Source organism: Uliginosibacterium sp. sgz301328 (genome assembly GCF_041807905.1).
GTDB lineage: Bacteria > Pseudomonadota > Gammaproteobacteria > Burkholderiales > Rhodocyclaceae > JBGVSA01.
Genome location: NZ_JBGVSA010000003.1, coordinates 79,134 through 98,099 on the forward strand (window position 1 = coordinate 79,134; position 18,966 = coordinate 98,099).

Annotated in this window: 18 protein-coding genes and 1 tRNA gene; 3 read left to right on the forward strand and 16 right to left on the reverse strand. The window is 64.2% G+C overall.

Translation table 11 applies throughout. The features are described from left to right. Positions 1–13: 13 nt before the first annotated feature. The 4 genes from secD to queA all read right to left on the reverse strand — a co-directional run bounded on the left by secD (position 14) and on the right by queA (position 4,521). Positions 14–1,858 (reverse strand): protein translocase subunit SecD, encoded by a 1,845-nt coding sequence (secD, locus tag ACDA63_RS03105; protein ID WP_373661710.1) that lies wholly within the window; start codon positions 1,856–1,858, stop codon positions 14–16. Positions 1,859–1,930: 72 nt separating this feature from the next. Next, positions 1,931–2,260 (reverse strand): preprotein translocase subunit YajC, encoded by a 330-nt coding sequence (gene yajC, locus ACDA63_RS03110; RefSeq protein WP_373661711.1) that lies wholly within the window; start codon positions 2,258–2,260, stop codon positions 1,931–1,933. A 99-nt stretch (positions 2,261–2,359) separates the two neighbouring features. Further along, positions 2,360–3,469: a tRNA guanosine(34) transglycosylase Tgt gene (tgt, locus tag ACDA63_RS03115; protein ID WP_373661712.1), complete on the reverse strand. Its 1,110-nt coding sequence runs from the start codon at positions 3,467–3,469 to the stop codon at positions 2,360–2,362. After that, complete coding sequence (gene queA, locus ACDA63_RS03120) at positions 3,466–4,521, reverse strand: tRNA preQ1(34) S-adenosylmethionine ribosyltransferase-isomerase QueA (RefSeq protein ID WP_373661713.1); 1,056 nt, start codon at positions 4,519–4,521, stop codon at positions 3,466–3,468. Before queA ends, tgt begins: the two co-directional genes overlap by 4 nt. 64 nt (positions 4,522–4,585) lie before the next feature. Between queA and ACDA63_RS03125 the strand changes: the two genes are divergently transcribed. Further along, positions 4,586–4,670, forward strand: a tRNA-Leu gene (locus tag ACDA63_RS03125). Positions 4,671–4,825: 155 nt separating this feature from the next. Here the strand turns inward: ACDA63_RS03125 and ACDA63_RS03130 are convergent. The 11 genes from ACDA63_RS03130 to radC all read right to left on the reverse strand — a co-directional run bounded on the left by ACDA63_RS03130 (position 4,826) and on the right by radC (position 16,728). Then, positions 4,826–6,364 (reverse strand): methyltransferase regulatory domain-containing protein, encoded by a 1,539-nt coding sequence (locus tag ACDA63_RS03130; protein WP_373661714.1) that lies wholly within the window; start codon positions 6,362–6,364, stop codon positions 4,826–4,828. 141 nt (positions 6,365–6,505) lie between these two features. After that, complete coding sequence (locus ACDA63_RS03135; RefSeq protein ID WP_373661715.1) at positions 6,506–8,962, reverse strand: heavy metal translocating P-type ATPase; 2,457 nt, start codon at positions 8,960–8,962, stop codon at positions 6,506–6,508. Then, positions 8,959–9,723: an MBL fold metallo-hydrolase gene (locus ACDA63_RS03140; protein ID WP_373661716.1), complete on the reverse strand. Its 765-nt coding sequence runs from the start codon at positions 9,721–9,723 to the stop codon at positions 8,959–8,961. Before ACDA63_RS03140 ends, ACDA63_RS03135 begins: the two co-directional genes overlap by 4 nt. Beyond that, complete coding sequence (gene bamC / locus ACDA63_RS03145) at positions 9,720–10,862, reverse strand: outer membrane protein assembly factor BamC (RefSeq protein ID WP_373661717.1); 1,143 nt, start codon at positions 10,860–10,862, stop codon at positions 9,720–9,722. The genes ACDA63_RS03140 and bamC overlap by 4 nt, the downstream gene beginning before the upstream one ends. 13 nt (positions 10,863–10,875) lie before the next feature. Then, positions 10,876–11,754, reverse strand: a complete 879-nt coding sequence (gene dapA, locus ACDA63_RS03150) for a 4-hydroxy-tetrahydrodipicolinate synthase (RefSeq protein ID WP_373661718.1) — start codon at positions 11,752–11,754, stop codon at positions 10,876–10,878. A 109-nt stretch (positions 11,755–11,863) separates the two neighbouring features. Beyond that, positions 11,864–12,739 carry a histone deacetylase family protein gene (locus ACDA63_RS03155; protein ID WP_373661878.1) on the reverse strand — a complete coding sequence of 292 codons (876 nt, stop codon included), beginning with the start codon at positions 12,737–12,739 and terminating at the stop codon, positions 11,864–11,866. Between the two features lie 133 nt (positions 12,740–12,872). After that, the gene (locus ACDA63_RS03160) at positions 12,873–14,111 is read right to left on the reverse strand and encodes a DUF1015 domain-containing protein (protein WP_373661719.1); all 1,239 of its coding nucleotides are present in this window, start codon (positions 14,109–14,111) and stop codon (positions 12,873–12,875) included. Positions 14,112–14,161: 50 nt separating this feature from the next. Further along, positions 14,162–15,238 (reverse strand): 3-deoxy-7-phosphoheptulonate synthase, encoded by a 1,077-nt coding sequence (locus ACDA63_RS03165; RefSeq protein WP_373661720.1) that lies wholly within the window; start codon positions 15,236–15,238, stop codon positions 14,162–14,164. A gap of 202 nt (positions 15,239–15,440) precedes the next feature. Then, complete coding sequence (rpmG, locus tag ACDA63_RS03170) at positions 15,441–15,608, reverse strand: 50S ribosomal protein L33 (protein ID WP_373661721.1); 168 nt, start codon at positions 15,606–15,608, stop codon at positions 15,441–15,443. Between the two features lie 52 nt (positions 15,609–15,660). After that, positions 15,661–15,897, reverse strand: coding sequence for a 50S ribosomal protein L28 (gene rpmB / locus ACDA63_RS03175; RefSeq protein ID WP_373661722.1), 237 nt, complete (start codon positions 15,895–15,897; stop codon positions 15,661–15,663). Between the two features lie 153 nt (positions 15,898–16,050). Further along, positions 16,051–16,728, reverse strand: coding sequence for a DNA repair protein RadC (radC, locus tag ACDA63_RS03180; RefSeq protein WP_373661723.1), 678 nt, complete (start codon positions 16,726–16,728; stop codon positions 16,051–16,053). 56 nt (positions 16,729–16,784) lie between these two features. Between radC and coaBC the strand changes: the two genes are divergently transcribed. Further along, a complete protein-coding gene (gene coaBC / locus ACDA63_RS03185) occupies positions 16,785–17,987 on the forward strand; it encodes a bifunctional phosphopantothenoylcysteine decarboxylase/phosphopantothenate--cysteine ligase CoaBC (protein WP_373661724.1) in 1,203 nt (400 codons plus the stop codon). 57 nt (positions 17,988–18,044) lie between these two features. Then, a complete protein-coding gene (dut, locus tag ACDA63_RS03190; protein WP_373661725.1) occupies positions 18,045–18,494 on the forward strand; it encodes a dUTP diphosphatase in 450 nt (149 codons plus the stop codon). 62 nt (positions 18,495–18,556) lie between these two features. On the opposite strand, the gene ACDA63_RS03195 is transcribed toward dut, so the two are convergent. Beyond that, positions 18,557–18,775 carry a KTSC domain-containing protein gene (locus ACDA63_RS03195; protein WP_373661726.1) on the reverse strand — a complete coding sequence of 73 codons (219 nt, stop codon included), beginning with the start codon at positions 18,773–18,775 and terminating at the stop codon, positions 18,557–18,559. Positions 18,776–18,966: the final 191 nt, after the last annotated feature.

An 18,966-nucleotide genomic window follows, 5' to 3' on the forward strand; every position in this document is an offset into this window, starting at 1 on the left:
TCTCGTCGGAGAATCAGGTCTGGGGCTTCCACACCTGACCGATCGACAGCTTGTCGAGCTTGCGACGACGGCCGTAGACCAGGTTGGTGATGGCGCGCGAGATCACCACGGCGCTGAACATCGAGGTCAGGATGCCCAGGCAGTGGACCACCGCGAAGCCGCGCACCGGGCCCGAACCGAAGGCCAGCAGTGCGACGCCGGCGATCAGCGTGGTCACGTTGGAGTCGAGAATCGTGCGGAACGCGTTGTGGTAACCGGCGTTGATGGCAGCCTGCGGGCTGGCACCGGCGCGGAGTTCTTCACGGATGCGTTCATTGATCAGCACGTTGGCGTCGATGGCCATACCGAGCGTCAGCGCGATAGCGGCAATACCCGGCAGTGTCAGCGTGGCCTGCAGCAACGACAGCAAGGCAACCAGCAACAGCAGGTTGGCCGACAGCGCCAGCGCCGAGATCAGACCGAACAGCTGGTAGTACACGCACATGAACGCGACGATCGCCAGGAACCCCCACAGCACGGAGTGGAAACCCTTGTCGATGTTGTCGGCACCGAGGCTCGGGCCGATGGTGCGTTCTTCGATGATGTCCATCGGCGCGGCCAGCGAACCGGAACGGATCAGGATCGCCAGGCGGTTGGTCTCTTCGGTCGTGAACTGGCCGGTGATCTGGAACTGGTTGGAAAACTCACCCTGGATGCGGGCCAGCGAGATGATTTCGCCCTTGCCCTTTTCGAACAGGATGATGGCCATCATCTTGCCGATGTTCTCGCGGGTGACGTCCTTCATGATGCGGCCGCCGGCGGCATCCAGGCGCACGGCCACGGCCGGCTGGTGGTTGCTGTCGAAAGCGGCCTGTGCACCGACGAAGCGGTCGCCGGTCAGCACGACCTGCTTTTTGACGAAGCGCGGCACGATCATGCCCTCGCGCGGCTCGCCGAACATTTCAGTGCCGGGGGGCGGTTCGTTCGGGTTGACCACGTTCTCGGCGGCCATGCGCACTTCGAGTGTGGCGGTGCGGCCAATCAGATCCTTGGCCTTGCCTACGTCCTGCACGCCCGGCAGTTGCACGACGATGCGGTCCGCGCCTTGCTGCTGGATGACCGGTTCGGCCACGCCGAGTTCGTTCACGCGGTTGTGCAGGGTGGTGATGTTCTGCTTGATCGCCTCGTCCTGGATGGTCTTTTGCGCCTGCAGGGTCAGCGAGGCAATCAGCAGCGATTCGCCGTTCTCGCTGCGTTGCGTAAACTGCAGGTCGTTGCGCATGTCGCGGATGTAATTCAGGCCATTCTGGCGAGCTTCGTCGTCGCGGAAGCGGATCGTCAGGTTGGTGCCGTCACGGCTGATGCCGCTGTAGCTGACCTTCTTGTCGCGCAGCAGCGAGCGCAGGTCGCCGGCAGTGGCGTCCAGACTCTTGGTGATGGCGCCGTTCATGTCGACCTGCAGCAGGAAGTGCACGCCGCCGCGCAGGTCGAGACCGAGGTACATGGGCAGCGCGCCGATCGACGCCAGCCACCGCGGGCTGGCCGACAGCAGGTTCAGCGCAACGACGTAGCCGGGGTCGGTGGGATCGGTGTTGAGGGCGCGCTCGATGGCGTCCTTGGCCTTGAGCTGCGTATCGGTGTCGTTCAGACGCACGCGCAGGCTGCCCTGGTCGCGCACGATGCCCGTGTTCCTGATGCCAGCGGCATTGAGCGTATCGAGCACGCGCTGCTCGAGCGCGGCGTCGACCTTGAGCGTGGAACGGGCGGCCGATACCTGCACGGCGGGCACTTCACCGTAGAAGTTCGGCAGCGTGTAGACCAGGCCAAGGATCAACGCGATGACGACCAGCAGGTTTTTCCAGAGCGGATAGCGATTCATTGTTCGGAATGACTGAGCTGATATTGAAACGAAGCCCCGCCGGTCTGTGACGGGCGGGGCTTCGGGCAGGTCTTACGAGTTCTTCAGCGTGCCCTTCGGCAGCACGGTGCCAATGGAGCCTTTCTGAACCGTGACTTCGACGCCATTGGCGATCTCGACCTTCACGAAGCTCTCCTGCACCTGGACGATACGACCGGCGATTCCGCCGGCGGTGATGACTTCGTCCCCCTTGGTCAGCGCTGCAAGAAGATTCTTGTGTTCCTTCGCACGCTTCATTTGGGGGCGGATCATGATGAAGTACATCACCACGAAGATCAGCACCATGGGCAGAAGGCTCAGCAGGCCGCCGGCAGGGGCCTCGGCAGCAGCGGCGGTTTGCGCGTAAGCGTTGGAAATGAACACGTTGCTCTCCAGAATCGATTAAGGCGAAAAAAATTAACGGATGAGTATATATCAGCCACTATCGGTTCAAACGGTGACCGGTCATGGCTGAAGCAGTCTTCAGGCGCCGCGTTGCCGCTTTGCCGCAAATTCGACCATGAAGTCGCTGAAACGATCCGCGTCGATGGCGGCACGCATCTCGCGCATCAATTGCTGATAGTAGTGCAGGTTGTGGATGGTCATCAGGCGCGGCCCGAGCATTTCCGCCGCGCGGTCGAGGTGGTGCAGATACGCGCGCGAGAAATTGCGGCAGGTGTAACAGGTGCAATCCACGTCGATCGGGCCTGTATCGGTCTTGTGGCGGGCGTTGCGGATCTTGAGATCGCCCCATTGGGTAAATAACCAGCCATTGCGGGCGTTGCGGGTGGGCATGACGCAATCGAACATGTCAACGCCCTGCGAGACGCCATAAACAAGGTCCTCCGGCGTACCCACGCCCATCAGGTAGCGCGGTTTCTGCTGCGGCAGGCGCGGTGCGGTGTGCGCCAGCACGCGGTGGAATTCTTCCTTGGGCTCGCCCACCGACAGGCCGCCGATGGCAAAACCTTCGAAACCGATGTCGCTCAACCCGGCGAGCGACTCTTCGCGCAGGTCTTCGTGCATGCCGCCCTGGACGATGCCGAACTGGGCGTTACGGTTTTCCAGCCGCAGGAACTCATCGCGCGAGCGGCGCGCCCAGCGCATCGATAATCGCATCGAAGCCGCCGCCTGGGCATGATCGGCCGGATACGGCGTGCATTCGTCAAAGATCATCACCACGTCGGAGTTGAGCACGTGCTGGATGCGCATCGACTCTTCGGGCGTCAGGAACAGCTTGTCGCCATTGACCGGCGAGGAGAACTTGACCCCCTCCTCCGTGATCTTGCGCAGCGCGCCAAGCGAAAACACCTGGAAGCCGCCCGAATCGGTGAGGATCGGCTTGTCCCAGCCCATGAAGGCATGCAGCCCGCCAAAGCGCCCGATGACATCCAGTCCCGGCCGCAGCCACAGGTGGAACGTGTTGCCCAGGCAGATCTGTGCGCCGATGTCGTTGAGTTCGGCCGGGCTCATCGCCTTGACCGTGCCGTAGGTGCCGACCGGCATGAAAGTGGGCGTATCGATGACGCCGTGATTCAGGTGCAGGCGCCCGCGGCGCGCGGCGCCGGAGGTGTTGAGCAGGTCGAATTTCATGATGTCTGTTCGGTTGCGCGCTCGAGGAACATGGCGTCCCCGTAGCTGAAGAAACGGTAGCGCTGAGCGACGGCGTGAGCGTAGGCGCGGCGGATCGGCTCCATGCCGGCCAGTGCGGACACCAGCATCAGCAGTGTCGAGCGCGGCAGATGGAAGTTGGTGACCAGGGCGTCGGCCACGCGGAAACGGTACCCGGGAGTGATGAAGATGCCGGTTTCGGCGCTGCCGGCGACCAGCGAACCGGATTGTGCCGCACTTTCCAGCGTGCGCATGCTGGTCGTGCCGACGCAGATCACACGCCCTCCCGCGGCGCGCGTGCGCGCGATCGCATCGACGGTGGCCTGCGGCACGCTGTACCACTCGCGGTGCATGACATGCTCGGACAGCCGATGGGCGCGTACCGGCTGGAAAGTGCCTGCGCCGACATGCAACGTGACAAAGGCCCGGCTCACGCCACGGGCCTGCAACTCGGCAAAGAGCGCATCATCGAAATGCAGACCCGCCGTGGGAGCGGCGACGCTGCCCAACTCGCGCGCATACACCGTTTGGTAACGGGCCTCGTCGGTCTCCTGCGCGCTGCGCTCAATGTACGGCGGCAGGGGCAGGCGTCCGTAGCGCTCGATGTAGTCGATGGCCGGCACGTCGGACGGAAAGCGCAGGTGGAAGAACTCCCCCACCCGTCCGAGCACTTCGACGTCGAACGCATCGGCCAGCCGGATCGTCGAACCAGCCTTGGGCGTTTTGCTGGCGCGAACCATGGCGATGGCTTCGTGCTCACCCACCGGGCGCTCGATCATCACTTCGACCTGTCCGCCGGTGGCCTTTACGCCGAACAGTCGCGCATGCAGCACGCGACTGTCATTGAACACCAGCAGATCGCCATCGCGCAGCAGACCTGGCAGATCACGGAAATTGCGGTCAACGAGCGAATCGCCCTTCACTTCAAGCAACCGGCTGCCGGAACGGTCGGCCAATGGCGCCTGTGCGATGAGTTCAGGAGGAAGTTCGTAGTCGAAATCGTCGAGGGTGAGAGCAGTACTTGGGTCGGACACGGGTCGTATTTGATCGTGAAACTTGCTGGCCGGCGCCGCTTGAATCATAATCCGCGCTCCTCAAGCCGAGGTGGCGGAATCGGTAGACGCAGCGGATTCAAAATCCGCCGCCGCAAGGTGTAAGGGTTCGAGTCCCTTCCTCGGCACCAAAATTCAAGGTCCGCAGCCCAAATGGACTGCAGATCGCGGCAAACCGGCGATTATATCGCATCAAGCACCCGCCCCGCTTTCTGCGCGTGACGCGGTGCAAACTCTCAGTACGCCGAACAAGGCGGCTCCGCCGCCCCGTCGGCTGCGCGTCACTTCATGCCAGGATCGCCAGCTTGCGCAGATTGCGCAGACTGTTGCCGACATGCTCCTGCACGCAATGTTCGATCTCGACCGCGTCCGTCACTTGCACCCCGTCGCGCGTGAAGCGCAACACCCCCTTGGCTGCGTCCTCGACCATTGCGGCGCACAGCTCGGCACGATCGCGCGTGCCATCCAAGCGCGGAATGAGGCGCTGCGATACGACATCCAGCGATACAGCCTCGTGCCAGGCGTTGAATAGCTGCACCTGCGGCAGCCCACCGCCCGAGATCGCCACGAGTTCCGCCATGCCGGCAACAACCCGCGGATGCGTCGCTTCATTGGCACCGACCACGACCGGATGGCGGCGTACGCGCAGCGCGCCGTGCAGGAACACCATGCGCAACGATTGCAGCACCATGCTTTCGATTTCCGCTGGATCATGGGCGGCAAACTCGCGTTTGCTGGCGTCGATCAATTCGTCGACCGGCACCGTGGATGGCCAGGCGGCCAGAATGCGATTCACGATGAGATTGTGAACGCTGATGCCAGGCTCGCCGCCGTTGGGCTTGCCGGGACTGCGGCCGGCGGCAACGTGGCAACCACGGAACCCTGCTGCCGGAACAGCATAGGCGACCTTCTCCATGTGCGCCTTGTGCGCCAGGATCGTGGTGCGGAACGCCGAGTCCTGGATGAAGTCGAGATACTGCTCGATGTCGATCTGGTCCTTGAGTTCTGACAGCAATGCGCGTTCCACCTCTGCGCCGTGGTGCGACACCACCATGCGTGCCGCATTGGATTCCGCGACGTAGCCCAGACCATGCTTACCCGCAGCGGCGATGAAGTCCTTGAAGTAGCACGGCGCATTGCAGGCTTCGAGATATTCGTGCAGCAGATAGTGCGGCGAGCCATTGCGGATCGTTTCGGCATGTCCGGCCAGGGCGGTCGCCAGCATCGACCCGGGCTTGGCCCATTTTTCCAGGAAGTCGATCATGCCGCGGGCATACGCCAGACGCTCGCTGGCCGTGGCCCGGTGGCCGCCGCGCAGCATCATCGCGTCGCGCAGGATTTCCTTGCCCTTCCAGCCGGGGTAGGTGTTGTAGCTCACGTACGCGAGCCCCTCGGGCGCGAGGTTTTCTGAGCAGACGCGCAGGATGGTGTCCTGCACGTCGGCAGGCACCCAACTGTAGACGCCATGACAGATGATGTAGTCGAACTGGCCCAGTGCCGGCCTCACGTCCATCAGGTTCATCTGGCGCAGTTCGATGTTCGTCAGGCCCATTGCTTCGACGATGCGCTGCCCGCTGGCGATCTGCGTGGGCGACAGGTCGAGCCCGACCACCTTCGCCTGCGGCCAGCGCGCGGCAAACGGGATGATATTGCCGCCCATCGAGCAGCCGAGCTCCAGTACACGGGCACGTTCGACATCCGGCCCCGGCACATTGAACAGATGACCGAGTCCCTGCAGGTGCTCGGGGCAGGACGAGGGAAACGCGGAAGACAGGTACGGGACTTCGTCGTACTCATCCGCGATCTTGGCGATGATGTCGGACATGGAGATCTCCAGAGGGGAGCCGGTTATTCCGACAGAACGGCGGCAAACCGGTTTGCGCACGGCCAATATCCGAGAAGAACCAGACGACAGAGGCAGATTTGCCCGCCTATCGCCTGATTTGCGATTCAGGCCTTTCCGATACTAGACCAAGAGATCGCCCGCCTTTCGCGGGATATTCCTGCGCCGGGCAATTCGCAACGCATTCAGCACCACCAACAATGAGCTCGCGCCCATGCCGATGCCCGCCATCCACGGGGTGACCCAGCCGAGCATGGCGGCAGGGACCGACAGGGTGTTATAGGCAAACGCCCAGCCCAGGTTCTGGCGAACGATGCCGAGCGTGCGGCGGGCAAGGCGGCGGCCATCGAGGATGCGCGACAAGGCGTCGTTGAGCAGCAGGATGTCGGCCTGATTACGCGCCAGTTCGGTTCCGCCGCCCATGGCAATCGACACGTGCGCGCCCGCCAGCACCGGTGCGTCGTTGATGCCATCGCCGACCATCGCGATGGTATGGCCCTGCTCCTGCAAGGCGCGCAGGGCGGCGTGCTTGGCTTCGGGCGTCATGCCGGCACGAGCATCTTCAATGCCGAGAGCGTCCGCTACCCCGTGCACAGGGCCTTTCGCATCGCCGCTGAAAAGGCTCACACCACACCCTTGGGCGCGCAATCCGCGGATCATCTCGAGCGCATCGCCACGCAATGCGTCGTCGATGATGAACGACGCCAGCCATTGGCCGTCGCGCACGAGCATGACTTCGCTCGCCGCGTCCGCGCGCAAGGACTCAGGGATCGGCGCGGTCGCCCGTGCGGCGACGAAAGCATGGCGTCCGATGGCGCACGCCAAGCCATCGACGCGCCCTTCCACTCCCTGCCCGGCAGTGACGCGGACGTCCGTCGCCGGCCGTGTTGCCGTATCCGCCGCGACGATGGCCTGTGCAATGGCGTGCTCGGATTGGCGTTCCAGCGCTGCGGCGACCGCCAGCGCATCTGCGCGCTCGATGCCGGGCGCGGTACGCACTTCGCGCAGACGGATGCGCCCTTCGGTCAGCGTGCCGGTCTTGTCGAACACGAACCAGTCCGCGCGCGCCAGTGTCTCGATCGCATGCGCACGCGTCACAAGCAACCCCAGCCGGCCGAATGCGTCCGTCGCTACGGTCATCGCGGCGGGCGTGGCCAGGGACAGCGCGCACGGGCAACTGACGACCAGCACCGATACGAAAATCCAGAACGCATGCGCGGGATCGACCTGCCACCAATAGAGGCCCGTTGCGACTGCCAGCAGCAGAAGCACTGCGACGAAGCGCCCGGCCACGCGATCGGCCTGCTCGACAATGCGCGGCCGCTCGCTTGCAGCGCGCTCCATCAAACGCCGCAGTGCCGAAAAACGCGTCGCGTCGGCAACGTGCCGGGCACGGAATACGAGCGGGCTGGCCGCGTTGATGCTGCCAGCAAAGACTTCGTCATTCACGGCCTTGGTGACGGGTCGGCTCTCGCCGGTCAGCCAGGATTCGTCGACTTCGCTGCGGCCATCGGTCACCACGCCATCGGCGACGATCACTTCGCCCGGCAAGACCCGCAGCAGATCGCCTTCGGCCAGCGACGCAATGGGCACGCGTTCATCGACACCGGCTTCGATCCGGCGCGCATACGCGGGAATCAGCCGCGTCACCGCTTCAACGCCGCGCGATGCGCGCTGGCGGGCGAGCATTTCGAGGTAGCGTCCGGCCAGCAGGAAGAACACGAACATCGTGACCGAATCGAAGTAAACCTCGCCGGCGCCGGACAGGGTCGCCCACATGCTCGCCAGGAATGCACTGCCGATGCCCAGCGCCACGGGAACGTCCATGCCGAGCCTGCGCATCGACAGGTCGCGCCAGGCACGTCGGAAGAACGGCGCTGCCGAATAGAGGACGACGGGCAAGGTCAGGATCAGGCTCGCCCAGCGCATGATGCCGATCACCGTGGGCGTCATGTCGCCAGCGCGCGCGATGTAGGCCGGATACGCATACATCATCACCTGCATCATGCCGAAGCCTGCGACGAACAGGCGCCACAGGGCTGAGCGACGCTCGCGCTGGGCGACTTCCTCGGAACGCTGCGGGTCGAACGGATGGGCGCGATAACCCAGTTCGGCCACGCCGGCGAGAATGTCAGAGAGGCGGATGCGTTGCTCGTCCCAACGCACACGCGCACGCCGGGTGGTGTAGTTCACCTGTACGGCGGTGACACCCTTGAGTTGCCCCAGATGTCGCTCGTTGAGCCAGATGCAGGCAGCGCAGGTGATGCCTTCCAGGATCAGGTCGGCCTCGCGCTCATGTTCGCCGGCAAGGCGCACGAAGCCTTCCTGGAAGGCGGGCATGTCGAAGAGTTCGAGCTCCGAAGGGACGAGCGCGGCCGCATCGCGGGGCGATTCCGGCAGCGCGTCGCGATGGCGGTAGTAGTCTTCGAGGCCGTTGTCGACGATGGCCTGCGCCACCGCCTGACAACCCGGGCAACACATGGCGCGCGCTTCACCGTCCACCCGCACTTGCAGGCGAACGCCGACGGGCACGGGAAGGCCGCAGTGATAGCAGGCCGCGGCTTCTGTCGGCGCGTTCATATCTGCCGCCAGGCGAAGCCGTCTTCCTGTCCGGCGATGCATACCCAGTCGCCGTGGCAGCCGAGTGCATCGGCCAGCGCGGTACGCGCGTGGCGCGGCGTGTTGTTCTTTTCGGAAAGATGGGCGGCGACAATGTGCCGCAGGCGCGACCTGTCGATGCCCTGCAGAATCTGCGCGGCCTGCGCATTGGCGAGATGGCCGCGATCGCCGCCCACGCGGGCCTTGAGAAACCGCGGGTACGGGCCGTCGCGCAGCATGTCCACGTCATGGTTGCATTCGAGCACCAATGCCTCGAGCCCCGACAGTCGAGCCATCATGGCTTCGGTGGCGTGGCCGGCATCGGTCAGCACACCAAGACTGACTGCACCATCCGAGAAGACGTACTGGACCGGTTCGCGCGCATCGTGCGGCACGGCGTAGGGTGCGACATGGAGGTCGCCAATGGCGAACTCGCGCCCGCCTTCGATGAGGTGCACGCGCCGCTCTGCGTGCAATGCCGCGCACGCACTGCGCGTGCCGTTCGTGAGATAGACGGGGATGTTGAAGCGTGCCGCCAGACGGGCGACGCCGCCGACGTGGTCGCCGTGCTCGTGCGTGACGAGGATGGCGTCGAGACCCTCGGCGATCAGGCCGAGGCGGCCGAGCCGCGCGATGGTCTCGCGCAGCCCGAATCCGCAATCGAGGAGGACTCGCGTGCCCCCGGCTTCGACAACCAGGGCGTTGCCCCGACTGCCACTGCCAAGGGACGCGAAGCGGATCACTTCAGCTCGTTGAACAAGAGCGTCAGGATCTGGCGGGCCGATTCGGAAGAGACGGCGGCACCGTCCTTGTCCTGCACGCGCACCAGCGTCTTGTTGCCGGAGGGCGATGCCACGATGCGGTACTGGTTGGTACCCGGCGTCGGCTTGCTGGAGAACATCGACGTAAACCAGTTGCCCGAATCCTTCTGCTTGAGGTCTTCGGCCGACACGTAGCGCACGAAGTAGGTGTTCTTCGCACGGTCGCGGTCTTCCACCACCAGGCCGACGCGATCCAGCGCGGAGCCAAGCTGGCGCCACACGCGATCGATCTCGCCATCGACGGCCAGTTGCATTTCGCTGCCCGTACCCGTCAGCGCAGCGCGTGCCGGCTGCGAGCTGGGCTGGTTGGCGATCTGCTCGACCTTCTTCTCGTCGCCACCGGCGAGCTTGACCATGAAGAGACGCACCATCTCGTCTTCCAGGCCCGGATCGGGACGGCGCGGCTGCCATTGCAGGAACATGCAGCGGTCATCCGAGCAGACCTGTTGGATACCGCGATGGGTGATGATCACGTCGATCGTGCCGGCTTCCCTGCCCGGCTCGACGCGCGTACGGAATTTGTCGCGCATGCCCGTATCGGACACCGGCGAGATGATCGAGCCGAAATTGCGGCGCAGCCAGTCCTGCGGCAGCTTGGCGCGGTTTTCGAGCCAGTCGGTTTCCATCACGCCCGTCTGCGGGCTGTCGGTGGTCAGCGTAAAGCCGTTGTCTTCCCAGAAGGCGCGCAACTGCGGCCAGATCCCCGCCTGCGTACCCTTGATGACCAGCCACCGTTCGTCGCCCTGGCGTTCGACGTGCATGGTGTCGGACTGCAGCGGCTGCAGCTTGGCGGACTCCACGGGGGAAGCCGCCTGGCCGGCGGTGTAGGTCGCCAGCGACGCCGAGCCGCGCTGGGCATTGCTCGCGTCGGGGATGGCGAAACGATCGTCGCGCGTCGGCGCGATCAGGTCGGGCGGGACTTCAAGCGTATTGCGGTTGGCCGGCGCGCCGCTCTTGTAGTCGACGCTGTTGGGCTTGGTATTGGCACTGCCACCGCAGGCGCTGAGCGTCAATGCAGCCAGCACGGACAGAGCGGCTGCACCCGCTGTACTCCGGTTCATCATCACTTCCCTTTCACTTCAGGCAGCCGGCGGCTTGGAGCGCGGCGCGGACTTTCTCGTGGAACTGCGTGGACAGTTCCGTGAGTGGCAGACGGATGCCCGGTTGGCACAGCCCCATTTGCTGGGCGGCCCACTTGACCGGGATCGGGTTGGCTTCGCAGAACAGGTCGCGATTCAGGAGATAGAGCTGGTTGTTGATCTCCCGAGCGCGTGCGAGGTTCCCCTCGCGGGCGGCGGCGCACAGGTCGCGCATCAGGCGCGGTGCGACGTTGGCGGTGACCGAGATCACGCCATGTCCCCCCAGCAGCATGAATGCCAGGCTGGTCATGTCGTCGCCGCTGTAGAGCCCAAAGTCGGCCGGTGCGCGACGCGCCAGGTCGGTGATGCGCTCGATGTTGCCAGTGGCGTCCTTGATGCCGACGATGTTGTCGATCTGCGCCAGGCGCAGGGTCGTATCGTTGGCCAGATCGGCCACGGTACGGCCCGGCACGTTGTACAGGATGACGGGGATGTTTTCGCCTTCGGCGATGGAGCGGAAGTGCTGGTACAGGCCTTCCTGCGTCGGGCGGTTGTAGTACGGCACCACCGACAGCACGGCATCGGCGCCGACTTTCTTGGCAAAGCGCGTCAGCTCGATGGCTTCCCGCGTCGAATTGGCACCGGCGCCCGCGATGATCGGCAGGCGACCGGCAGCGTGTTCGACCGAAGCGCGGATCAGTTCGCAGTGTTCCTCGACACTGACCGTCGGGGATTCGCCGGTGGTGCCGACGATCACCAGACCGTCCGAACCTTCGCTGACGTGGAAATCGATGAGCTCTCTGAGGCGGGAGAAATCCAGTTGGCCATCCGGCGTCATCGGTGTGATGAGCGCGACAAGGGAACCCGTAATCATGTGCTAGTGAGCGCTGAGGTTAATCACGCGATTGTACCTGAAGCCCGTCGGGCGACACGTCCAGCCACAAAGGGAGCGCGCACAAATCGTTACAAGACTTTGGCGCCCGTCAGCCGATCAGGGCGCGGACATGGGCGGCCACGCTGCGCCCCAATGCCGACAGGTCGTAACCGCCTTCCAGCAACGACACGATGCGCCCCTCGCAGTATCGGTCGGCGAATTCGCACAGCCGCTCGGTCATCCACGCGTAGTCCGACTCCACCAGCGCCATGGAGGCCATGTCGTCCTCGCGGTGAGCATCGAAGCCCGCCGAAATGAACAGCATTTCGGGAGCATGGGCCGCCAACGCCGGCAACCAGGTGCTTTCCAGCAGTTCGCGCACGACCTTGCCGCTGGTCGCGGCGGGCAGCGGCGTATTGAGCATGTTGGGGCCGGCCGGCTCGGTGCCGCAGTAGGGATACAACGGCGACTGGAAGAAACCGACCATCAGCACGCGCGGATCGGCGGCGAATATCTGCTCGGTGCCGTTGCCGTGATGCACGTCGAAATCGACGACCGCGATGCGCGACAGACCGCGCTCATCCAGCGCATGGCGCGCGGCGACGGCGAGATTGTTGAAGAAGCAGAAGCCCATCGCCCGCATGGATTCAGCATGGTGGCCGGGCGGGCGTACGGCGCAGAAGGCATTGCGGGCCGAACCGTCCAGCACGAGATCGGTCGCCATGATCCCCGCCCCGGCCGCGCGCCGCGCGGCACGCAGGGTATCGCGGCACATGGCTGTATCGGGATCGAGATGGACGATGCCGCGCTCGGGCGCGAGCTCGCTGAGTTGCGCAACGTAGAGCGGGGAGTGTGCGAGCGCGAGCTGTTGATCGGTCGCAGAGGGCGCGTCGAACTGTTCGACGAGCGCGCCAAGCCCCGAAGCGATCATCTGATCGGCGATGGCGGATAGCCGGTCGGGCGACTCGGGGTGCATGTCGCCCATGGTGTGCAGCCAGCAATCCGGGTGAGTAATGAATGCGGTCGTCGCGCTCACAACAGCCTCCGGCAAAGGCGCAGCATGCGGCACCCTCTCCGGCGCCAGGAAGCCCGCCCCGGCCGGGGCGGGCGCACGGGATTCAGCCTATTACGTGCGATAGCAGGCCGTCGGCCAGTTTCGGTTCGAACCAGGTCGACTTCGGCGGCATGATCTGATCGGCGTCGGCCACGGCCATCAGGTCGGCCAGCGTGGTCGGATACATGCTGAAGGCAACCTTCATCTCGCCGCTGTTCACGCGCTTTTCCAGTTCGGGCAGGCCGCGGATGCCGCCGACGAAATCGATGCGTTTGTCGCGACGCAGGTCGGCGATGCCGAGGATCGGCGTCAGCAAGTGGTCCGACAGCAGACTCACGTCCAGTCGAGCCACCGGATCCTGCGGCACCAGGCCCGGCTTGATCGCCAAGCGATACCACTTGCCGGTCAGGAACATGCCGAACTCGCCATGGCGCGCCGGCTTGACCGGGCTGGTGCTCGGCTCGACGGTGAACGCCGTTGCCAGACTGGCAAGGAAGGCGTCTTCCGACAGGCCGTTCAGGTCAGTCACCACGCGGTTGTAGTCGAGAATCTTGAGCTGATGCTCAGGAAAGATCACCGACAGGAAGTAGTTGTAGGACTCATTGCCCGTGTGCGCTGGATTGGCGGCACGGCGAGACGCGCACACGCGCGAAGCGGCTGCCGAACGATGGTGTCCGTCGGCGATGTACAGCGCCGGCAGCGCGTCGAAGGCGGCCGTCAATGCGGCGATGGCGGCCGCATCGGTAATCGCCCAGACCGTGTGGCGCACACCGTCGTCGGCAACAGCATCCGCAAGCGGCTCGCCCTGACTGGCCTGCGCCAGGATGCGGTCGACGTCCGGTGCGGGCGGATAGGCCAGGAGCACCGGGCCGGTCTGGGCGTTGAGCGCCTCGATCTGGCGTACGCGGTCGTCTTCTTTGTCCGGACGGGTCAGTTCGTGGCGGCGGATGCGGTTCTTGTCGTAGTCAGCCACGGAAGCCGCCGCGACCAGGCCGGTCTGCACGTGCTCGCCCATGATGATGCGGTAGGCGTAGTACAGGGGCGAGGCGTCCTGCACCAGCACGCCGGCTTCGCGCATGCGCGCGAGGTTTTCGGCCGCCTTGGCATAGACTTCGGCCGAATACAGGTCGGTACCCGCCGGCAGATCGATTTCGGGCTTGGAAATGTGCAGGAAGCTCCACGGCTTGCCATTGGCGCGCACACGGGCTTCGTCGCTGGAGAGCACGTCGTACGGAGGCGCAACGATTTCGGCGGCGCGGCCGGCTGCCGGACGCAGGCCGGCGAAAGGCTGGATCAGGTGCATGTAGATCTTTCAGTGAAGGCGGCGCACCACGCATGCGGCGCGCCGCAAAATCAGGCCGCTGCCCGCTGCAGAACGACGTCGCTCAGAATGCGCGCCGAGTCGCGCAGCATTGCGGCCGTGGTGTCCCAACTGATGCAGGCATCGGTCACCGAACAGCCATAGCGCAGTTGCGACAGGTCTTCCGGAATGCTCTGGTTGCCGGCTTCGATGAAGCTCTCGATCATCACGCCGACGATAGAACGATTGCCGTCGCGAATCTGCCCCACCACGTCGCGCATGACGAGCGGCTGGAGTTCTGGCTTCTTCCAGGAATTGCCGTGCGAGCAATCCACGAAGATGTTCTGCGGCAGCTTGGCCTTGGCCAGCGCCTGTTCGGCCAGCGAAATCGACACCGTGTCGTAGTTCGGGCGACCGCCCCCGCCACGCAGCACAAGATGGCCATACTTGTTGCCGCGCGTGCGGATGATGGCCGATTCGCCCTGCTCACTCAGTCCAAGGAAGCTATGCGGGTGCGATGCCGACAGCACCCCGTTGACGGCGGCTTCGAGCGAGCCATCGGTGCCGTTCTTGAAGCCCACCGGCGTCGACAGGCCTGAGGCCATTTCGCGGTGCGTCTGCGATTCGGCCGTGCGGGCGCCGATGGCGGTCCAGCTCACAAGGTCGCCGTAGTATTGCGGCGCGATCGGGTCCAACGCCTCGGTCGCAGCCGGCAGCCCCATTTCGGCCACATCCAGCAGGAAGCGACGGCCGCGCTGCATGCCTTCGTCGATGCGGAAAGAGTCATCCATGTACGGATCGTTGATGAAACCCTTCCAGCCCGTAGAGGTGCGCGGCTTTTCGAAATAGACCCGCATGACGATGTACAGCGTATCGGACAACTCGTCGGCCAACTCGCGCAGGCGGCGCGCGTAATCGAGGCCGGCGACGGGATCGTGGATCGAGCACGGCCCGACGATCACCACGGGGCGCGGATCGAGCCGGTCAAGGATGCGGGTAATGGTGCGGCGGCCGTTGAGGACGGTCTGGGCGGCTGCATCGGACAACGGCAGTCCTGCCTTGATCTCGGCCGGCGACGGCATGTGATCGAAGGAGACAACGTTGAGGTTCTCTGTACTCGGATGCGTCATGGTGCCAACACTTCTCTGGAGGGGGATCGCGGAAACCAGACAGTATACGTCTTCCGCGGCGAGCCTGCCCCATCGACGCCGGGCCAGAAAGGCAGCAACGGCCGCCAGAAACGAAAAAACCCGCCATGAGCGGGTTTTTTCTTGCGCGCGGAACCAACCGTTCGCTGGCAGGGGTTCGCACCCGTGCCATACCGGAGAGGTATTACTTGAGCTTGGTTTCCTTGTACGCCACGTGCTTGCGAGCGACGGGGTCGTACTTCATGAACTCAAGCTTTTCCGGGGTGGTGCGCTTGTTCTTGTTGGTGGTGTAGAAATGGCCGGTGCCCGCGGTGGACTCCAGCTTGATCTTTTCACGGCCGCCTTTTGCCATTGCAATCTCCTGATCAGCGAGGCACAGCGCCTGGCTGAGTTAAATTCAGCTGTTAGACCTTCTCGCCGCGAGCGCGCAGCTCGGCCAGAACGACTTCGATACCCTTCTTGTCGATCGTGCGCAGACCGGCGTTGGACACGCGCAGGTGCACGAAGCGCTTTTCAGACTCCAGCCAGAAACGGCGTTGCTGGAGGTTCGGCAGGAAACGACGCTTGGTCTTGTTGTTGGCGTGGGAAACGTTGTTCCCCACCATCGGGCCCTTGCCCGTAACTTGGCATACTCGAGACATGTTCTCGCTCCGAGGATTGGTTCCGGAAAGCCGGCGATTATATACACTTTTGCAGGCACAAGGCAAGGCGCGCGCAAAACACGCCCAAACCCTTGCCGCAGGCCGCTTTCGGGTCGGCGAGAATAGCACGTCCCGCCATGATGTCGCCACGCTTTACAACAATCCTCGCTCGGCAAATGACAAGGGTTTCGCCTTGCCCGCCACGATGAAGTGATCGAGCACCCGCACGTCGACCAGCGCCAGAGCGGACACCAGCGCCCGCGTCAGCGCTTCGTCCGACGAACTGGGCTCCACGCTGCCGGAAGGATGGTTGTGCGCCAGGATCACCCCGGCAGCATTGTGCGACAGCGCCAGCTTGACCACCTCACGCGGATAGACGCTGGTTTGCGTGAGCGTCCCCCGAAACAGTTCGACAGCCTCGATCAGACGATTCTGCGAGTCGAGCATGAGCACCATGAAGACCTCATGCGGCAGTGCGGCCAGCCGCAGGCGCAGCCAGTCGCGCACAGCACCGGGCGAGGACAGCGCATCGCGCGTGCGCAAGCCTTCGCCCAGCGCTCGCCGCGACATTTCGATGATCGCCTGTAACTGTACATATTTGGCCGGGCCCATGCCGGGCAGGCGGGAAAACTCTTCGACGTCCGCATCGAACAGCCGCTCCAGGCTGCCGAAGTGGGACAGCAGCACGCGCGCGAGGTCGACGGCAGTCTGGCCGCGCGTGCCGACACGCAAGAAGATGGCCAGCAACTCCGCATCGGACAGCGGAGCAGCCCCCAAACGCAAGAGACGTTCGCGCGGACGCTCGTCTACAGGCCAGTCAGTGATCGCCACCACACGCTCCCCGGGAGATAATATCGACGCACATTGTGTGCCGGTGGACGGAAGATATGACTTCATCATTATCAAATCGGAAGATCGTTGTCGGCGTGACGGGCGGCATCGCGGCCTACAAGACGGCCGAACTCGTCCGCTTGCTGGTCAAGGCGGGGGCGGAGGTCCACGTGGTATTGACCGAGGGCGGCGCCCACTTCGTCACGGCTGTCACCTTCCAGGCACTGTCGGGCAATCCCGTGTGGACCGACGCATGGGACGCGCGCATGGACAACAACATGGCGCACATCGATCTGACGCGCGGCGCGGATGCTGTCCTGGTTGCGCCAGCCAGCGCAGATTTCATGTCGAAGCTGGCCCACGGCATGGCCAACGACCTGCTCAGCACCTTGTGTCTGGCGCGCGACTGTCCGCTATTGATCGCTCCGGCGATGAACCGCCAGATGTGGGAGAACCCGGCCACCCAGCGCAATGTGCGCCTGCTTCGTGACGACGGCATCGCCCTCCTCGGCCCGGACGCTGGCGACCAGGCCTGCGGCGAGGTCGGCAACGGCCGCATGCTGGAGCCCGAAGACATCTTCGAAGGACTGGTCGCCTTTCTGTCGCCCAAGCTGCTGGCGGGCCGCCGTGTGCTGATGACGGCCGGCCCCACGTTCGAGGCCATCGATCCGGTGCGCGGCATTACCAACATCAGTTCCGGCAAGATGGGTTACGCCCTGGCGCAAGCGTGCGCACGCGCCGGCGCCGAGGTGCTGTTGGTGAGCGGCCCGGTGGCGCTTGATACGCCCTACGGCGTGTCGCGCATCGACGTGCATTCGGCCAGCCAGATGCATCAAGCCGTCATGCACCACGTGGCCGCCCATGACATTTTCATTGGCGTGGCGGCGGTGGCGGATTATCGTCCGGTTGAGGTCGCGACCGACAAGATCAAGAAGACAGGCGCAGAAATGTCAGTGGCGCTCACGCGCAATCCGGATATCCTCGCCGGCGTCGCCGCCCTGCCCTCGCCGCCATTCTGCGTGGGCTTTGCTGCGGAGAGCCGCGCGCTGGACGAATACGCCGAAGGCAAGCGCGTCGCCAAAAAGCTGCAACTGGTCGTGGGCAATCTGGTGCAGGACGGCATGGGCGGCGATGACAATCGCGTCACCCTGTACGATGCCGCCGGGCGCCATCCGCTGCCGGCAGCCAGCAAGATCGAAGTCGCGCAGGGCATCGTGGAACACCTCGCACGCATGTTGCCCGCGCGCGCGCCGCACTGACGGCCGAACGAATTCACCGCATCTCAACGCAATCACTTAGAGCGAATCGACACAGCCATGAAGAAAATCGACGTCAAGATTCTTGACCCGCGCCTGAAGGAGGCGCCGCCGCACTACGCCAGTGCTGGCTCGGCCGGCCTCGACCTGCGTGCATGCATCGAGCACCCGATCACCTTCCGGCCAGGCGACACGCACCTGATTCCTTCAGGCATCGCCATCCACCTGGACGACCCCACCATGGCCGCGCTGATCCTCCCGCGCTCCGGGCTGGGCCATAAGCACGGCATCGTACTGGGCAACCTGGTTGGCCTGATCGATTCCGACTACCAGGGGCAGATCTTCATTTCCACCTGGAATCGCGGCAAGGACTCGTTCGTCGTTCAACCGATGGAACGCATCGCGCAACTGGTCATCGTCCCCGTCCTGCAGGTCGGCTTCAACGTGGTCGACGAATTCGTGGCCTCCGAGCGCGGCGAAGGCGGATTCGGCAGCACAGGCAAGCACTGAACGCACCGTGCACCAACGAAAAGGCCGCATCGCTGCGGCCTTTTTGCTTTTTTTGGGGCGCATCACTTGATGCGCCGGATGGTGAATTCCTCTTCGATGTTGTCCTTGTAGTAACTCATCGGCGACGCGCTCGCCAGGAATCGCCGCCCGATCTCGTCGCCCACGCCACTGTGCTGCACCACAGAACCATTGTCGAATTCCACTTCCAGCACGCGTGCTCCGCGGTCGTAGCCCGCCGAGCGTATGCCGCCGCGACGGATCGGTTTACGTTCGATAGCCATGAAGGGCTCCCTGCCGTGAAGGAGCAGCGACTGTAGCGCAAAAGGCGCTCGGACCCGTCTCGCCGAAGAGTTATTCGATTGATCGACGACATGCCAATACTGCTGAAAACCCGCATGTAAAGGCATGTCAAACGTTTTACTATGAGACCGTCCGCCAGCAGGCGGAAGCAGAAACAGCGAGGAGACAGAAG

Bases quoted from the DNA above. Each gene is read 5' to 3' on its own strand.
- ACDA63_RS03165 (WP_373661720.1), bottom strand. From the start codon at position 15,238: ATGACGCATCCGAGTACAGAGAACCTCAACGTTGTCTCCTTCGATCAC.
- ACDA63_RS03160 (WP_373661719.1), bottom strand. From the start codon at position 14,111: ATGCACCTGATCCAGCCTTTCGCCGGCCTGCGTCCGGCAGCCGGCCGC.
- dapA (WP_373661718.1), bottom strand. From the start codon at position 11,754: ATGATTACGGGTTCCCTTGTCGCGCTCATCACACCGATGACGCCGGAT.
- ACDA63_RS03195 (WP_373661726.1), bottom strand. From the start codon at position 18,775: ATGGCTATCGAACGTAAACCGATCCGTCGCGGCGGCATACGCTCGGCG.
- tgt (WP_373661712.1), bottom strand. From the start codon at position 3,469: ATGAAATTCGACCTGCTCAACACCTCCGGCGCCGCGCGCCGCGGGCGC.
- coaBC (WP_373661724.1), top strand. From the start codon at position 16,785: ATGACTTCATCATTATCAAATCGGAAGATCGTTGTCGGCGTGACGGGC.
- rpmG (WP_373661721.1), bottom strand. From the start codon at position 15,608: ATGGCAAAAGGCGGCCGTGAAAAGATCAAGCTGGAGTCCACCGCGGGC.
- secD (WP_373661710.1), bottom strand. From the start codon at position 1,858: ATGAATCGCTATCCGCTCTGGAAAAACCTGCTGGTCGTCATCGCGTTG.
- rpmB (WP_373661722.1), bottom strand. From the start codon at position 15,897: ATGTCTCGAGTATGCCAAGTTACGGGCAAGGGCCCGATGGTGGGGAAC.
- dut (WP_373661725.1), top strand. From the start codon at position 18,045: ATGAAGAAAATCGACGTCAAGATTCTTGACCCGCGCCTGAAGGAGGCG.
- bamC (WP_373661717.1), bottom strand. From the start codon at position 10,862: ATGAACCGGAGTACAGCGGGTGCAGCCGCTCTGTCCGTGCTGGCTGCA.
- ACDA63_RS03130 (WP_373661714.1), bottom strand. From the start codon at position 6,364: ATGTCCGACATCATCGCCAAGATCGCGGATGAGTACGACGAAGTCCCG.
- ACDA63_RS03135 (WP_373661715.1), bottom strand. From the start codon at position 8,962: ATGAACGCGCCGACAGAAGCCGCGGCCTGCTATCACTGCGGCCTTCCC.
- ACDA63_RS03155 (WP_373661878.1), bottom strand. From the start codon at position 12,739: ATGGGCGACATGCACCCCGAGTCGCCCGACCGGCTATCCGCCATCGCC.